The organism is Burkholderia sp. BCC1640, assembly GCF_902833125.1.
Lineage (GTDB): Bacteria > Pseudomonadota > Gammaproteobacteria > Burkholderiales > Burkholderiaceae > Burkholderia > Burkholderia diffusa.
In genome coordinates this window covers 1-16,811 of sequence record NZ_CADFEF010000014.1, presented here as the reverse complement: position 1 = coordinate 16,811, position 16,811 = coordinate 1, and the positions used below count along the sequence as shown (strand labels likewise).

The window sequence follows — 16,811 nt, the reverse complement described above, 5'->3', positions numbered from 1 at the left end:
GGAAAACCACCATGACCCAAGCCCAGACCGCCGCCGTGCAACCCGACGCGATCCCCGTGGCCGCTCCGGCGCCGCAGCGCTGGCGCGTCGCCGACGTCGTCGCGCTGTTCGAGCTGCCGTTCAACGACCTGATGTTCCGCGCGCAGCAGGTGCATCGCGAGCATTTCGACGCGAACGCGGTGCAGCTGTCGACGCTGCTGTCGATCAAGACGGGCGGCTGCGAGGAAGATTGCGGCTACTGCTCGCAATCGTCGCATCACGAAACGGGCCTGAAGGCCGAGAAGCTGATGGACGTCGACACGGTGCTCGACGCCGCGCGCGCGGCGAAGGCGAACGGCGCGAGCCGCTTCTGCATGGGCGCGGCCTGGCGCAACCCGAAGGAGCGCCACATGCCGGCGCTGACCGAGATGGTGCGCGGCGTGAAGGAACTGGGCCTCGAGACCTGCATGACGCTCGGCATGCTGGAAAACGAGCAGGCGCAGCAGCTCGCCGACGCGGGCCTCGACTACTACAACCACAACCTCGACACGTCGCCGGAGTTCTACGGCCAGGTGATCTCGACGCGCACGTACCAGGATCGTCTCGACACGCTCGACCGCGTGCGCGATGCGGGCATCAACGTGTGTTGCGGCGGCATCATCGGGATGGGCGAATCGCGCCGCGAACGCGCGGGCCTGATTTCGCAGCTCGCGAACCTGAATCCGTATCCGGAGTCGGTGCCGATCAACAACCTCGTCGCGATCGAAGGCACGCCGCTCGAAGGCACCGCACCGCTCGACCCGTTCGAGTTCGTGCGCACGATCGCGGTGGCGCGCATCACGATGCCCAAGGCCGTCGTGCGCCTGTCGGCCGGCCGCGAGCAGCTCGACGACGCGATGCAGGCGATGTGCTTCCTCGCGGGCGCGAACTCGATGTTCTACGGCGACCAGCTGCTGACCACGAGCAACCCGCAGACGCAGCGCGACCGCGCGCTGTTCGAGCGCCTCGGCATCCGCGCGAGCCAGGCCGACGCACTGGCGGAGAACGCGTAAGCGACTGCAGCGCGTTTGGCTTGCAGACGAAAAAGCCGGGGCATGCCCCGGCTTTTTTTCGCCCGATCGTCGGCGCGCGGCTTTCAGCGCCGCCCGTCACACATGCGCCGCCGCACCGTCGAGCGCCGCGCGCACGCGCTCGACGCGCTGTTCGTCGACCGGCGCCAGCACTTCACCGCGCGGCCGCACGCCCGAGCCGAAATGCACCGCGCGCACGCCGGTGGCGCGAACGAAATCACCGACCGCGTCGATCGTGAGCCCCGAGCCGGCCAGCACCGTGCAGGTCGAGCCCGCCGCCTGCCGGACCAGCCGCGTGATCGTCGCGACCGCGTCGAGCACCGACGGATGGCCGCCCGAGGTCAGCACCGACGTGACGGCCGGCACGCGCAGCAGCGCATCGAACGCGGCATTGAGGTCGCGCGACACGTCGAATGCGCGATGGAACGTCAGGTCGCGCCCGTCCGCGGCCGCCGCGACGCGCGCGAGCGCATCGAGATCGACGTCGCCGCGCGCATCGAGCGCACCGAACACGACGCCGTTCGCACCGGCCGCGACGGCCGCGCGCACGTCGCGCTCGATCACGCGCAGGTCGTCGGCATCGTAGACGAACGAGCGGCTGTGCGGCCGCACGATCACGTTCACCGGAATCGCCACGGCGGCCACGACGGCCTCGATCAGGCCGACGCTCGGCGTCAGCCCGCCTTCGCTGATCGCGGTCACGAGTTCGAGGCGGTCGGCGCCCGCGCGGGCGGCGGCCTTCGCGTCGCCGACGGTGGTGGCGATCACTTCGAGGAGGACGGAGGAAGCGGCGGTTCGGTTCATCGGCGGCTCGCGAATCGTCAGGACAATTCGCGCATCCTAGCCGAGCGGCGTGAACGGCGCCAGCGCGACGCCGTCGCTATGCGCCATCCGCTTCCTCGTCGATCCAGTCGATATCGCCGCACAGCACATGCTGCGCATCGCCGATGCGCACGGCCACCGACAGCGTCACGCAGGGCTGCGCCTCGTTGATCGACAAGTACGGGCGCGTCACCTGCACGCGTCCGGGCTCGGCGATCGCCGTGCGGAAATATGGCCGGCGCAACCAGTTCGCCCCCTGCGCGTCGGACAGCGGCGAGAAGCGCGCCTCGGCGAGCGCGCGGTCCGCGCGCAGCACGACGTTGCGGCCCGCCTGGCGGCCCCGCGCGTCGAGCAGGAAGCAGCGCGCGGCGGCGTCGAGCGCGAGGAAGTTCCAGCACACCTCGTCGAGCGGCTCGCCGGCCGCCACCCGCTCGGCCGCACGCTCGAACGCGCGCAGGTACGGCGCGAGCCGCTGCGCGTCGCGCCGCTCGCGCGCTTCGGATTGTTGCCGAAAACGCTCGGTCAGCTCGCCGATGCAGCCGGTCGCCGTCGCGCTGTCGGGCAGCCCGGGCGCCGGACGGCCGAAGTAATAGCCCTGCACGAAATCGGCCTCGCACGACAGCGCGATCTGCGCGTCGTGCTCGGTCTCGATCCCCTCGACGAGCACGAGCTTGCCGGCCTCGTGCAGCAGCGTGACGAGCCCGTGCAGGATCGCGGTGAGCCCCGTGCGGTGCGCCGCGTGCGACAGCATGATCCGGTCGAGTTTCACGATGTCCGGGTTCAGCTGCCAGATCCGCTCGAGGTTCGAGTGGCCGGCGCCGAAATCGTCGAGCGCGATCAGGAAACCCTGCGCGCGGAATTCGCGCACGGCTTCGGCGAGCCGCTCGATGTCCTCCGCGCGCTGCTCGAGCACTTCGAGCACGACGCGGCGCGGCGGCATGCCGATCCGCTTCAGGTTCGCGAGCAGCGCGGCGGCCTGGAACGGGTCGGTGAGCACGCCCGGATGCACGTTGAGAAACAGCCACTCGCGCTCGGCGCCGAGCAGCGCGAAGTTCTCGAGATGCAGCGCCTGCGCGAGCCGGTCGAGCTGCAGCAGTTCGCCCTGGCGCGCGGCCTCGCCGAACACGTCGAGCGGCGACACCGCCCGGTCGAGCGCGTCGTGGGCGCGCAATAGCGCCTCGTAGCCCACCGCACGCTGGTGCGACAGGCTGAAGATCGGCTGGAACACGGTCGTGAGCGTCAGGTCGCGATGCTGCGTCGCGAGGCGTTCGAGGCCGGAGCTCATCTCCCGCTCGAAACGATACGGCGAAGCGGTGGCCGGACGCTCCTGTTGCACGATCGTCATGGCGCCCTCCTGGCGATGCAGCCGAACGCGGCGAGTGCTTGAAACGGCGCGCGCAATGTCATGGTGGAATCCTCGGTTGTCCGGCCGGTGCCGGACGGTAGGCAAGCATCAAGCAAGGTCCGTGCAAGGGCCGATCACCCGCGCCGCGCCTGCGTGCGGCGGCGCCGCACCAGCGTGGCGCAGGCCGGATGCACCGTTCGCGTGCATGCGCACCGGCGCACTCGAACGCACCCGTCACGTCGCCACGCTAAACTCCGTACGGTCGTTTCATTCTCCACAATCGCCGTATCGATGGAAATCGTCTTCACAGTCCTGATCCTGCTGCTGACCGTCGCGCTGTCCGGCGCGGTCACGCGCATCCTGCCACTGCAATTGCCGCTGCCGCTGATGCAGATCGCGTTCGGCGCGATGCTCGCATGGCCGAAGCTGAACCTGCACGTCACGTTCGATCCCGAAATCTTCATGCTGCTGTTCATTCCGCCGCTGCTGTTCGCGGACGGCTGGCGGATTCCGAAACGCGAGCTGTACCTGCAGCGCCGCGCGATCCTGATGCTCGCGTTCGGGCTCGTGTTCATGACGGTACTCGCAGTCGGCTACTTCGCGCACTGGCTGATACCCGAGTTGCCGCTGCCGATCGCGTTCGCGCTCGCGGCCGTGCTGTCGCCCACCGACGCGGTCGCGCTGTCGGGCATCGCCGGCAAGGGGCGGATTCCGCCGCAACTGATGCACATCCTCGAAGGCGAGGCGCTGATGAACGACGCGTCGGGCCTGGTCGCGCTGAAGTTCGCGGTCGCGGCCGCGCTCACCGGCGTGTTCTCGCTGCGCGATGCGTCGATCACGTTCGTGATCGTCGCCGCCGGCGGGCTCGCGACGGGCGCGATCGTGTCGTGGGTGTTCAGCGCGCTGTCGACGCGGTTCCTGAACGCCGAGCAGGAAGGCGACCCGGCCCCCGGCATCGTGATGACGCTGCTCGTGCCGTTCGCCGCCTATCTGTTCGCCGAGCACCTGGAGCTGTCGGGCGTGCTCGCGGCCGTGTCGGCCGGGATGATGATGAACTACACGAGCTTCTCCCGCAAAAGCACGGTCGCGTCGCGCGTGCGCGCCGAGAGCACGTGGGCGATGATCGAGTTCGTGTTCAACGGCATGGTGTTCATCATGCTCGGGCTGCAGCTGCCGCACATCATCGGCCGCGCGCTCGTCGACGCGCATCACACGAGCGACGCGCTCGTCGGCCGGATGATCTTCAATGTATGCGCGATGATGCTCGCGCTGTACGCGATCCGCTTCCTGTGGGTCTGGCTGCTGCGCTGGATCGCGAGCCGCCGCGCCGCCCGCCACGGCCTCGCGGGCACGATGGCCGGCGTCCGCACGATCGCGGTGATGACGGTCGGCGGCGTGCGCGGCGCGGTCACGCTCGCGGGCGTGCTGTCGATCCCCGTCGCGCTGTCCGACGGCGCGCCGCTGCCCGGGCGCGACACCGCGATCTTCGTCGCGTCGGCGGTGATCCTCGGTTCGCTGGTCGTCGCGGTGATCGGCCTGCCGTTGCTGCTGCGCGGCGTGCGCTCGACGCGCAATCCGCTCGCCGACGAGGAGCGCACCGCGCGCGCGGCCGCCGCGCAGGCCGCGATTCGCGCGATCGACTCGTCGCACGACGCGATCTCGGCCGATCTCGACGAATCGGGCGCCGCGCGCTGCGCGGACATCTCCGCGCGCGTGATGGACCAGTATCGCCGCCGCCTGGCCGCGCTCGCCGAGGACGGCCTGACGCCGCGCGCGGAAGCCAAGCAGACCGAAACGATGGAGCTGCAGATGCGGATCGCGGCGGTGCGCGCGGAACGTTCGGTGTTGTACCGGCTGCGCAGCGAAAGCAAGATTTCCGACGAAACGCTGACGAAGCTGATCCGCGAGATCGATCTGTCGGAAACGGCGCTGTCGACGCGCAAGAAAGGGATCATCTGAGCGGCTGCGCCGCGGCGCGATTGCTCGGCTTGCCGATAAAAAAACGGCGACGCGCAGGCGTCGCCGTTTTCACATCCGCATGTGTTCGCGTTACTTCGCGATCACGACCGGGATTCCCTTCAGCATTCCCGCACCCTTCATCTCGTCGAGCGCGTGCTGCACGGCCGCGCTCGTCGCCGCGTCGATGCCGAGTTGCAGCGCGAGCTCGCGCTCCGCGCGCTTCACGCCCGCGAGGTTGCGCACCTTCACGTGACCGAAGCCGCGCACGCGGGCGTGAAGATCCGCAAGCTGCGCGACCTGTGCCGCGTTGCCGGCGGTCGTCGCGGCGAGCGCGCGCGTGAGCGTCGTCTCGTAGTCGTCCGCGAGCGCGCGCTCCATCCTGCGCTCGGCGGTGCGGCCGAACGGATCGAGCCACGTGCCGCGCAGGCCGCGCACGCGCGCGAGCGTGCCGAGCACCGGCCACATCCACTGGCCGAACACGCGCTTCTTCGGCGCGCTGCCGTCGCGCCCGGCCTTCGCGACCGTCGGCGGCGCCAGGTTGAACTTCACGCGATAGTCCTGCCCCGGCACGCCTTCGAACTGCGCTTCGAGCGCCGTGCGGAACGCACCGTCCGCATACAGCCGCGCGACTTCGTATTCGTCCTTCACCGCGAGCAGCCGGTAGAACGTCGTCGCGACGGCACGCGTCAGCGCATCGTCGCCCTTCGCGCGCGCCGCGCTCACCAGCGCGCGGTAGCGCTCAACGTATCGCGCGCCGCCGTATGCGTCGAGGCGCGCTTCGCGATCGGCGATCAGTTCGGCGAGCGTTTCGGGCGCAACCGCCGCGGCCACCGCGTGACGCGCGTTCCACAATGCATCGAGGCCCGCCGCGTCGCCGGCCGCCATCCGGCCGATCGCGAACGCGAGCTTGTTCATCGGCACCGCGACGTTGTTCAGCTCGATCGCGCGCATCATCGCAGCGAGCGACACCGGCACGAGGCCGAGCTGCCATGCGTAGCCGAGCATCAGGATGTTCGCGCCGATCGAATCGCCGAGGAACTTCGCGGCGAGCGCCTGCGCGTCGCAGCTCGACAGGTAGCCTTCACCGGCCGCATGGTGCATTTTTTCGAGCAGCGCATCCGCGTGCAGGTTTGCGTCGGGGTTCTGCACGAACGACGCGTTCGGAATCCGGTGCGTGTTGACGACGATCCGCGTGCGCTCATGGCGCACCGTCTGCAGCGCCTCGGCGCTCGCGCCGACGACCATGTCGCACGCGAGCAGCACGTCGGCCTGCTGCGTGTCGATGCGCACCTGGTTCAGCCACCGGTCGCTCGACGCGATCCGAACGAACGACAGCACCGAGCCGCCCTTCTGCGCGAAACCCATGAAGTCGAGCACCGACGCGCTCTTGCCTTCGAGGTGCGCGGCCATGCTGATCAGCGCGCCGACCGTCACGACGCCCGTGCCGCCCACGCCGGTGACGAGCATGTCGTACGGCGCCGCGTCGAGATGCGTCGCGGGCACGGGCAGCGCGTCGACGCGCACGGCGAGCGCCGCCTCGTCGAACGCCGCGCCCGCGGCCTTCTTCAGCGCCGCGCCTTCGACCGTCACGAAGCTCGGGCAAAAGCCGTTCACGCACGAGTAATCCTTGTTGCATGACGACTGGTCGATGCGGCGCTTGCGGCCGAGCGGCGTCTCGAGCGGCTCGACGGACAGGCAGTTCGACTGCACGCCGCAGTCGCCGCAGCCTTCGCACACCGCGTCGTTGATGAACAGGCGCTTGTCCGGGTCGGGGAACTCGCCCTTCTTGCGGCGGCGGCGCTTCTCGGCCGCGCAGGTCTGGTCGTAGATCAGCACGGTGACGCCCGGCGTCTCGCGCAGCTCGCGCTGCACCGCGTCGAGCTCGCTGCGGTGATGGAACGTCGTGCCCTTCGGGAACAAGCCGTGATGGCCGTCGTACTTCTCCGGTTCGTCGGACACCACGACGAAGCGCGACACGCCTTCCGCCTCGACCTGCCGCGCGATCTGCGGCACCGAGATGCTGCCGTCGACCGGCTGGCCGCCCGTCATCGCGACCGCATCGTTGTAGAGGATCTTGTACGTGATGTTCGCTTTCGCGGCGACCGCCTGGCGGATCGCGAGAATGCCCGAATGGAAATAGGTGCCGTCGCCGAGGTTCTGGAACACGTGCTTCGTGTTGGTGAACATCGCGTGCGCGGCCCAGTCGACGCCCTCGCCGCCCATCTGGATCAGGCCCGTCGTGTCGCGCTCCATCCATGACGCCATGAAGTGGCAGCCGATGCCGGCCTGCGCGATCGAGCCTTCCGGCACCTTCGTCGACGTGTTGTGCGGGCAGCCCGAGCAGAAGTACGGCGTGCGCTTCACCGCGTCCGCCTCGTTCGACAGGATCTGCGGCGCGACGAGATCGACGACGCGCTCGCGGCGATCGAGCGCCGGCTTGTGGCGCGCGAGCCACGTGGCGAACACCGGCAGAATGCGCGACGGGCGCAGTTCGCCCAGCTCGGACAGCAGGCACGCGCCTTCGGCATCGTGCTTGCCGAGCACGCGCGGGCGCGCACCGTCCGCGCGGTTGTACAGGTAATCCTTGATCTGCTGCTCGATCACCGGGCCCTTCTCTTCGATGACGAGCACTTCCGACAGGCCGTCGACGAAGGTTTCGATTCGCGTCATCTCGAGCGGATACGACAGGCCGACCTTGTAGATCCGCACGCCGGCCGCTTCCAGGTCGGCGACGGTGAGGTCGAGCCGGCGCAGCGCTTCCATCAGGTCGAGATGCGCCTTGCCGCACGTGACGATGCCGACGTTCGCGTGCGCGCTCGGCGCGATCCACTTGTCGATGCTGTTGGTGCGCGCGAAATGGCGCACCGCGTCGAGCTTCGCCGCGAGACGCGCCTCGATCGTGAGGCTCGGCAGGTCGGGCCAGCGGTTGTGCAGGCCGCCCGCCGGCGGCGTGAAGCCCGCCGGCGCCGGCCATTGCGTCTGCAGCGCGTCGAGATCGACGGTCGAGCCCGACTCGACGGTCTCCGAGATCGCCTTGAAGCCGACCCACGCCCCCGAGAAGCGCGACAGCGCCCAGCCGTACAGGCCGAACTCGAGCATGTCGGCGATGTTCGACGGGTTCACGACCGGCATATGCCACGCGATCATCGCGAAGTCGCTCTGGTGCGGCATCGACGACGACACGCAGCCGTGGTCGTCGCCCGCCACCACCAGCACGCCGCCGTGCGGCGACGAGCCGTATGCGTTGCCGTGCTTCAGCGCATCGCCGGCGCGGTCGACGCCGGGGCCCTTGCCGTACCACATCGCATACACGCCATCGACGGTGCGCTCCGGGTCGGCCTCGACGCGCTGCGTGCCGAGCACCGCGGTGCCGCCGAGTTCCTCGTTGATCGCGGGCAGGAAGCGCACGCCGCCGCCGTCGAGCAGTTTCTTCGCCTTCCACAGTTGCTGGTCGACCATCCCGAGCGGCGAGCCGCGGTAGCCGCTGACGAAGCCGGCCGTGTTCAGGCCCTGCGCGGTGTCGGACGCGCGCTGCATCAGCAACAGGCGCACCAGCGCCTGCGTGCCGGTCAGGAAGATCCGGCCGCGCGTGGCGGTCAGGTTGTCGGTCAGGCGGTAGTCGGATAGAGCGGGCGTGCCGTCGACAGGCAGTCGGGCGGTCATGGGGATGTCTCCTGATTGTGTGTTCTATGCCGTGCACCGGGGCGTCGGGCGACGCCGGCCGGGGAGCAACTGGATGGCTCTATTTTTTCGCGGGAAGGCGAGAAAGTTTTTTCTCATCTTGCTCGGGCGGCGCCGGAGTGAGAAAAACTGCGCAGGTTTTGGCCGGGAATTGAGTGAGTTTTCGCGCGGGGTGGCGGACGGCTTCTGGAGGCATATCGGCGTGGCCGAAGCGGTTGCCTCGAAAACGCGGGGACATGCGGGAGACGGCCCGCGGGCCCGGCGGTGGGCGCTCGCGGGCCGTGCGGCAAGGGTTCGCGCGGCGGAACGGGCGCGTCCTCACCCGTCGGATGCACAGCGTTCGGATTGGTCGCGGATGCGGGATGTCCACAATGCCGGGGGCCGCGGGCTGCGGGCGAAGCGGTTGGGCGTGTTCACCAGTCGATCGCACAGAGTTTCGACTCGCGTCGAAGGCCGGATGTCCACACCTCGATCGCTCCGCGGTTCGAGCGGATGCCGACGCTCACCGTTGAGATTCACAGCGCGACGAGTCGATGCCGGCGGGAGATATCCACACCGCCGGATTCCCGCCCGGCCACTGCGACGTTCGCTCTCACCTGTCGGATGCACAGATTTGCGAGTCGATTCGGCGGTGCGATATCCACACCGCTGTCCGCCCTTGCGTCGCTCCGGAGCGGCGATCCGGTCGTCACGGCAATGCAGGCATGTGTGCGGCGGGCTCGCGTCGGGTGCCAGTTTCTGCGCGGATGGGCGTCCCCGCGCGAGCACTGGCGCGGCTTTGGCGTTCATCTGAACATGCCGTCGCGCAACTGAACGCGACGCAGATCCGCGTGTGGATATCGTCGCCGCCAGACACTAAAAACCCTGTGAATTTCGATGGTGAGCGCCGGCACGCGACCGAACGAAAATGCCTACTCAGGTGCGGAAATCCCAACCCGCGACGAATCGAAACGCTGTGAAATTCGACGGTGAGCGACGGCACTCGATCGAAAGAGCGCGCCGATCCCGGTGTGGATAGCGCGATCCACGACGACTCGAAACGCTGTGAATTCCGATGGTGAGCGGCGGCACGGCGATCGAAAGAGGACACCGACCCGGGTGTGGATAGCCCACCCTACGACCACTCGAAACGCTGTGAAATTCAACGGTGAGCGTCGGCACGGTGTCGAATGCAGTCGCCGATTCAGGCATGAACAGCGGTGGCCGCAACCCCGCCGAGGCCCGTCGGTCGGGACTCGCACCGACATGGCCGAGCCGCACGCGCCCGCGCTCACCGCTGAAATACACAGCACGTCGACTGGTTTCGGCGACCGGATATCCACATCGCGGCACATACTCGAATGAAACGCGCGATCGCGAGTGCGGGTAGAATGCGCGACCCTCGAAGCCGCGATCGACGATCGCGAACGGGCGCGCAAGCCAACACCCGGTTCGACCGGGCGCGACGCTCACCATTGAAATACACAGCGCTTCGAGTGAACGGCACGGCAGGATATCCACACCGCGATACGCGCGCGGAGCTATCGCCGATCCGCACGCGCCGCTAGAATGCGCGGCGTTCCGGATTTCGCGCGACGCCCGGAAGTCCGCACCCGGCAAGCCTCACGCGCAATCGGTCGACGGTACTCACCGTTCGATGGCACAGCTTTTTTCGTCGTCGGGAGCCCGGTTGTCCACACCCTGCCCCGCGCATCCGGTCGCACGACGTCGCACTCACCGGTGAAATGCACAGCATGCCGAGTGGTTTCGAGGCCGGGATATCCACAAGCGGCCCGGCGCGGACATTTTCCGCCGGCGCATCGGCAACGTCGGCTCCTGCCCCTGCCAGCGATCGGCGTCACATGCCGGAAAGCCTCGCAAATTCGACCTCCGGGTGCACGCTCACCGGTCGAATCCACAGCATTTCGAGTGAACGGCGCGGCCGGTTGTCCACATTCGCTGCGCAGCGGGCCGCACCCGCAAGCGCCGTCATTCGGCAATCGAACGGATGATCCGCGCCGGGTTTCCGCCGACCAGCGTATTCGGCGGAACGTCGCGCGTCACGACGGAACCCGCGCCGACGACCGCGTTCTCGCCAACCGTCACGCCGCCGATGATCGTCGCGCCCGCGCCGATCCATACGTTGCGGCCGATCGCGATCGGCCGGGCGACGACGGCGTCGCGTCGGCGGGACGGCTCGATCGGATGGCCCGACGTGATGAGACTGACGTTCGGGCCGATCATCACGTCGTCGCCGATATCGAGGCCACCGAGGTCGTAGAACGTGCAGTTCTGGTTGACGAACACGTTGCGGCCGATCCGCGTATCGGCGCCACCCGTCGCGTAGAACGGCGGGATCAGCAGGAAGCCGTCGTCCAACGGCTTGCCGATCAGTTCTCCGAACAATGCCCGGACTTCGTCCGCATCGTCGAAGGTCAGACGGTTGAGCCGCGCGGTGATCGCCATCGTCCGCTTGAGCTCCGCGCGCATCGCGGCCGATTCCGGCGTGCGTCGCGGAATGATCGTGGTGCGATCGTCGTTCGCCATTCGTTGCTGTTCTCCGTGCGCGATCGCACCGGCACGCTGCGCATCACGCAGCACCTGACTCGCCGAATGCGACCGCCTGGCCTGACTTCAATCCCTCGGTCGCCCCGCGCGGGGTGACCCGGTTTTCGTGTTTCGCGCGCGGTCGACGAACGTCGTCCGGGCTCGCGCGCCCCGTCACCGATGCTGCCGCATCGGCCGGGCGCCCACGCATCAATTCATAACTAGTGAATCAATAACTAGTTATTTCATGAACTTTGGCAGCGCCGGGCTTTGCGGGAAATTCGTTACCCGCTTCCGCCTTTCGCCCCTGTCCGAACCTCTCCCGCTCGGGTACGCTTGAGCATCCACCGAACCGACACGCATACCGAGACGCGGAGGCGCGATGAAGCTCTACTACTGGCCGAAGACCCGGGCATTCCGGGCGCTGTGGATGCTGGAGGAAATCGGCGCCGTCTACGAACTCGTGCCGATCGACCTGCATTCGCACGAACAGGGCAGCGACGCGTTCGTCCAGGTCAATCCGATGGCCAAGCTGCCCGCGCTCGACGACGGCGGCGAACCGTTCGCCGAATCCGGCGCCGTGCTGCTCTATCTCGCCGATCGCTGCCCGGGCGCCGGGCTCGGCATCGCGCCGGACGATCCGCTGCGCGGCCGCTTCCTGCAATGGATGTTCTTCACGCCCACCTGCCTCGAACCCGCGATGGCCGAGAAATTCACCGGTGCGTCGGGCAATCCCGTCGCCTTCGGCTGGGGCAACATCACGCGCGTGCAGCGTGCGCTCGCGCAAACGCTCGCCCACAGCCGCTGGCTCGTCGGCGATCACTTCACCGCGGCCGACCTGCTGCTCGCCAGCACGCTGAAGATCGCGTTCGACGCGCACCTCCTGCCGCACGAAGGCGTGCTCGGCGACTATGTCGCGCGCGCCGAGGATCGCGACGGCCATCGCCGCGCGGTCGCGGTCGAACAGCGGGAAGCGGCGCGTCTGCTGCATGCGTGATGCATGAACGGCACGGCACTCGATCGCGGCTGCCGCGACCGAATGCCGGCGCCGGTTCGCGCCGCTCGCCAGTGTCATGCAGCCGGCCCGGGCGCCTGCGTCGCCGCCTCGGCCCCGACCACCACGCCCGGCGAGCCGCGCTCGTCCGTATCGGCGTCGACCGGCACGATTTCGTGAAAATGCGTGTAGTCGATGTGCGTGATACCGCCTTCGTCGTGCATCAGGTCGACATAACGGTGACGCCAGCGGATCTCCGCATGCGCCCATGAGTAGCGCGCCTGCATGACTTGCGCGGTCGTCTCGTCGGAACCTTCGATGGTGATCAGCAGCGACGCGTCGTGCGCAGCGAGCGACTCGGCGGTTTCACCGAAAAGCGGGCTCGTTTCGTCGATCACGTGCATCAGGTTCCAGCCGAGCAGGAAGATCGGATGCTCGCTGCGCACGAGCGGCAGGTCGTGGATCTTGCGCAGCGTATAACCCTCGTGCGTGCCTTCCAGGCGCATCAGCCGCAGTTTTGCCTGCGCTTCGGCGATCACGTTCTGGCGCGCATTCGCGGCCCGCACCATCAGCGTCATCTGCCCGTTCAGCGGGCGCACGATCGCGTAACGCGCGAACAGGATCTTCGCCTGCGGCCGCGAGAAGCGCGCGAACACGAGGCCGGTCGCCAGCGCGATGCCCGACATCCCGATGAAGATCTCGAAGGTCGAGACGAGGTGCGCGTAGACGGTCTGCGGATGCATGTCGCCGTAGCCGACCGTCGCGAGCGTCTCGACGCTGAAGAAGAACGCACCGACGAACCCGGGCGGCGACTGGTTCGCGATCGGCGCGTGGCCGAGCAGGTAAAGCGTCGCGAAGCCGCCGTTGAGCAGCAGGAACAGCACCGCGAGCGACAGGAAGAATACGGGCCAGCTCACCGTCAGCGCACGGTGATAGAGGTCGCGCCAGCCGAGCGGCGGCATCCCGTATGCAATCACGGGGCGGGTGCCCGACCAGATCTTGCGGCCACGGCCGCGGGAAGCTGGGGAGGACGGATCGACGTTCATCGCGCGAGGCCTGAAGCAGGGAGGCGATGAGCGTAGCACGCGAAGGCGGCGGCCGGGGATGCGGAGCGGGCTTTCCGCGCGAGGCGCAAAAAAACGGCCGCATGAGCGGCCGGTTTCGTGGTCGTCCCGCCGGCACGCGCGCGGCGTGCGGCGTGCTTACTTGCGGTCGACGATCACGCGGTCGAACGTACCACCGTCGGCGAAGTGGGTCTTCTGCGCGTTCGCCCAGCTGCCGAAAACCTGCTCGACGCTGAACGTCTTCAGCGGCTTGAACTCGGCCGCATGCTTCTTCAGCACGTTCGCGTCGCGCGGACGCAGATGGTGCCGCGCGATGATCTCCTGCGCCTGCGGCGTGTACAGGTAGTCGAGATAGGCTTGCGCGACCTTGCGCGTGCCCTTCTTGTCGACGACCTTGTCGACGACGGCGACGGGCGGCTCCGCGAGAATGCTCGCCGACGGGTACACGGCGTCGAATTCCGCCCCCGACGCGCCCGTGTCCATCAGCGCGACCTCGTTCTCGAACGTGACGAGCACGTCGCCGATGCCGCGCTGCGTGAAGGTCGTCGTCGCGCCGCGGCCGCCCGAGTCCAGCACCGGGACGTTGCGGAACACCGCCTTCTCGAAGTCGAGCGCCTGCTGGTCGGTCGCGCCCTTCTGCTTCTGGTAGCCCCACGCGGCGAGATACGCGTAGCGGCCGTTGCCCGACGTCTTCGGGTTCGCGATGATCACCTGCACGCCCGGCTTCGCGAGATCGCTCCAGTCCTTGATCGCCTTCGGATTACCCTTGCGCACGAGGAACACCATCGTCGTCGAGTACGGCGAGCTGGCGTCGGGGAAGCGCGCGCGCCAGTCCTTCGGCAGCAGCTGGCCGCGCTCGGCGAGCAGGTCGATGTCGTTCGGCTGGTTCATCGTCACGACGTCGGCCTGCAGCCCCTGCAGCACCGACAGCGCCTGCGCGCTCGACGCGCCGTGCGACTGCTTGATCGTCGCGGTTTCGCCTGTCTGCTGCTTGTACGCAGCGGCGAAGCTCGTGTTGATGTCCTTGTACAGCTCGCGCGTCACGTCGTACGACACGTTCAGGATCGACGTGTCCGCGTGCGCGGCCGTTGCCGCCACGACCAGCGCCGCCGCGGCGCCCGTGTGCAGCCAGCGGCCGATCCCGTTGATGCTTGCCATCGTGATATGCCCCGTTTTCAGTGGTGGTGAATGTGCGTGACGGCACGCGTATGCGCTGTCATCGAAACGTAAGCGGGCATTCTAGCGGCCGGGCGCCGCGCGCTTTCCAATCTGTCGTGCAAAGCAAATCTCGAATTCTGCTAAACGGGCGCGTCGCTCGCGTACGCGCCGGATCCGATGTTAAGATCGCCGCTCAGCCCATTTCACGGTTCATCCATGTCCGCTGCCCTGCGCTCGCCCTCGATCCTTGCCGCCATCGCGGCCGGTGCGCGCGCGGCCGGGCTGAAACTGAAAAAACGACTCCTCGACTGACGGGGACGTCGCGTCCCGTCAGGCGAATGCCGGACGGGATGCACGCAGGTCGTTTCTTTCTCCTTGCTCGAATGCCTCGCTCCGGCACACCGCCGGCGGAACGGTTCCTTCCCACTCCGTTTCCACCTTGAGGCTTTTCATGCACACACGTTTCGAAGGTATCTGGCTGCCGATCATCACGCCGTTCCACGACGGCGAGGTCGACCACGGTGCGCTCGCGCGGCTCGCGCGTCACTATGCGGCGGCGGGAATCGCGGGTTTCGTCGCGGGCGCGACGACCGGTGAAGGCGTGCTGCTCGACGCGCGCGAACAGGACGCCGTGTTCGCGACGCTGCGCGATGCCGTGCCCGGCCTGCCGATCGTCGTCGGGCTCACCGCGAGCGCGACGCACTTCGCGGCCGCCCGCGCACGCGAACTCGCCGCGCTGCGACCCGACGGGCTGCTCGTCACGCCGCCCGTCTACGTTCGGCCGACGCAGGACGGAATCCGCCGCCACGTCGAAACGATCGTCGATGCGGCCGATCTGCCGGTCCTCGTCTACAACATCCCGTACCGCACCGGCGTGAACGTCGAACTGGAAACGCTGCAGGCACTCGCGCGCGATCCGCGCGTCGCCGGCATCAAGGAGTGCGGCGGGACGCTCGACCGGATGAGCCGGCTCGTGCACGACACGCCGCTCGCGATCCTCTCCGGCGACGACAACCAGAACTTCGCCGCGCTATGTGCCGGCGCGCACGGCGCGATCGCCAGCAGCGCGCACGTGCTGCCCGAATGGCATGTGCGCATTCATACGCTGCTGCGCGACGGTCGGCTCGCCGACGCGCGACGGCTGTCGGTCGCGCTGCAGCCGCTCGTTGCGGCCCTGTTCGCGGAGCCGAATCCGGCGCCGGTGAAGGCGGTGCTGGCTGCGCAGGGGTGGTGCGAGGACGGGCTGAGGTTGCCGTTCGTGCCGGCGAGCGAGGGGTTGCGGGAGAGGCTGGGCAAGCTGTGTGCGGCGCTCGAGACGTCAGCGCAGGTTGTCGCGGCAGCGTAGGATTTCGCTCCGAAACTGTTTCAGACCGTCAAGACTCTCGACGAGCCGTACTGCGAAAGACGGCTGTCAGCCGTTATGAGCAGCATCGGTTCGGACGACGCCTGCGCGACCAGCAAACGATCGAACGGGTCGCGATGGTAATGGGGCAGATAGTGCACGGCTGCGCCGTGCGCGGCCCGAACCGGCAGCTCCCGATACCGGCTCATTGCAATCGCCTCGACCATCCGATCCACATCCACATCCAGCTTCCCCGTCCCGGCCTTGATCGCGACTTCCCAGATGCTCGCGCTGCTGATGAACACTTCGTCGGCTTCGGCGATCAGATTGCGCGCGCGAGCGCTCAGTTTCGGATCGTTGGCCCACATCCAGAGAAAGATGTGCGTATCGAACAGCAACCGCATCACTTTCCTTCGAACGCATCCAGCAAATCGTCGGGAAGCGGTGCGTCAAAGTCGTCCGCGATCCATATCTGCCCCTTGAGAAGCCCGTAATGATGAATCGGCTTGAGCGGCACAAGTCGGACCGACTGCTTGCCGTTCTGCATGATCACGACGCGTTCGCCGGCGATCGCGGCATCGAGAAGCCGCTGAAGGTCGAGCGTGGCTTCGGGGACAGTGGCAACTTGCATGAGGGCCTCCATTGAGTGATCCTCCATTGTCACGACATTCGCCCCGTCCCTCCAATAGGCCGAACGTCCGGCCGACCGCCTGCGTGTCGATCGATATCACGCCGCCAGCGCCACCCCCGTTACTATCTTCGTGCCCCGATAATCGGGGCTTTGGCCAGCCAGGCCCGGCATGATTCTCGCCCCCAGTCGCAGTCATGATCCGGGGGGTGTTGTCACCGGGCCTGGTGGGTGGCTGGTGAT

Annotated in this window: 12 protein-coding genes; 4 read left to right on the top strand and 8 right to left on the bottom strand. The window is 67.9% G+C overall.

All coding sequences use genetic code 11. From position 1 onward, the window contains the following. The first annotated feature begins 11 nt into the window (after window positions 1-11). Entirely contained in the window at window positions 12-1,031 is a 1,020-nt protein-coding gene (bioB, locus tag HWX25_RS16665) for a biotin synthase BioB (protein WP_059523944.1), read from the top strand. A 96-nt stretch (window positions 1,032-1,127) separates the two neighbouring features. Here bioB and HWX25_RS16660 read toward each other — a convergent pair whose 3' ends face one another. Together HWX25_RS16660 and HWX25_RS16655 are read right to left on the bottom strand one after the other, a co-directional pair. Then, window positions 1,128-1,853 (bottom strand): copper homeostasis protein CutC, encoded by a 726-nt coding sequence (locus tag HWX25_RS16660; protein WP_059523942.1) that lies wholly within the window; start codon window positions 1,851-1,853, stop codon window positions 1,128-1,130. 76 nt (window positions 1,854-1,929) lie between these two features. Continuing rightward, window positions 1,930-3,216, bottom strand: a complete 1,287-nt coding sequence (locus HWX25_RS16655; RefSeq protein ID WP_175909222.1) for an EAL domain-containing protein — start codon at window positions 3,214-3,216, stop codon at window positions 1,930-1,932. Between the two features lie 291 nt (window positions 3,217-3,507). On the opposite strand from HWX25_RS16655, the gene HWX25_RS16650 reads away from it, so the two are divergent. Further along, entirely contained in the window at window positions 3,508-5,175 is a 1,668-nt protein-coding gene (locus HWX25_RS16650) for a Na+/H+ antiporter (RefSeq protein ID WP_175909220.1), read from the top strand. Between the two features lie 90 nt (window positions 5,176-5,265). Here the strand turns inward: HWX25_RS16650 and HWX25_RS16645 are convergent, their stop codons facing one another. Together HWX25_RS16645 and HWX25_RS16640 are read right to left on the bottom strand one after the other, a co-directional pair. Further along, window positions 5,266-8,838, bottom strand: a complete 3,573-nt coding sequence (locus HWX25_RS16645) for an indolepyruvate ferredoxin oxidoreductase family protein (protein WP_175909218.1) — start codon at window positions 8,836-8,838, stop codon at window positions 5,266-5,268. A gap of 1,986 nt (window positions 8,839-10,824) precedes the next feature. Next, a complete protein-coding gene (locus tag HWX25_RS16640) occupies window positions 10,825-11,382 on the bottom strand; it encodes a sugar O-acetyltransferase (protein WP_175909216.1) in 558 nt (185 codons plus the stop codon). Window positions 11,383-11,764: 382 nt separating this feature from the next. Between HWX25_RS16640 and HWX25_RS16635 the strand changes: the two genes are divergently transcribed. Further along, the gene (locus HWX25_RS16635; protein ID WP_059819867.1) at window positions 11,765-12,379 is read left to right on the top strand and encodes a glutathione S-transferase; all 615 of its coding nucleotides are present in this window, start codon (window positions 11,765-11,767) and stop codon (window positions 12,377-12,379) included. A 74-nt stretch (window positions 12,380-12,453) separates the two neighbouring features. On the opposite strand, the gene HWX25_RS16630 is transcribed toward HWX25_RS16635, so the two are convergent. Continuing rightward, entirely contained in the window at window positions 12,454-13,422 is a 969-nt protein-coding gene (locus tag HWX25_RS16630) for an ion channel (RefSeq protein ID WP_175909213.1), read from the bottom strand. Window positions 13,423-13,578: 156 nt separating this feature from the next. Beyond that, window positions 13,579-14,598: a sulfate ABC transporter substrate-binding protein gene (locus HWX25_RS16625; protein WP_175909211.1), complete on the bottom strand. Its 1,020-nt coding sequence runs from the start codon at window positions 14,596-14,598 to the stop codon at window positions 13,579-13,581. A gap of 451 nt (window positions 14,599-15,049) precedes the next feature. Here HWX25_RS16625 and dapA point away from each other — a divergent pair, with 451 nt between their 5' ends. Continuing rightward, complete coding sequence (gene dapA / locus HWX25_RS16615) at window positions 15,050-15,943, top strand: 4-hydroxy-tetrahydrodipicolinate synthase (RefSeq protein WP_175909209.1); 894 nt, start codon at window positions 15,050-15,052, stop codon at window positions 15,941-15,943. A 20-nt stretch (window positions 15,944-15,963) separates the two neighbouring features. Here the strand turns inward: dapA and HWX25_RS16610 are convergent, their stop codons facing one another. Both HWX25_RS16610 and HWX25_RS16605 read right to left on the bottom strand, forming a co-directional pair. Continuing rightward, window positions 15,964-16,344 carry a type II toxin-antitoxin system VapC family toxin gene (locus tag HWX25_RS16610; RefSeq protein ID WP_175909207.1) on the bottom strand — a complete coding sequence of 127 codons (381 nt, stop codon included), beginning with the start codon at window positions 16,342-16,344 and terminating at the stop codon, window positions 15,964-15,966. Beyond that, window positions 16,344-16,583, bottom strand: coding sequence for a prevent-host-death protein (locus HWX25_RS16605; protein WP_175909205.1), 240 nt, complete (start codon window positions 16,581-16,583; stop codon window positions 16,344-16,346). The genes HWX25_RS16610 and HWX25_RS16605 overlap by 1 nt, the downstream gene beginning before the upstream one ends. Window positions 16,584-16,811 lie beyond the last annotated feature (228 nt).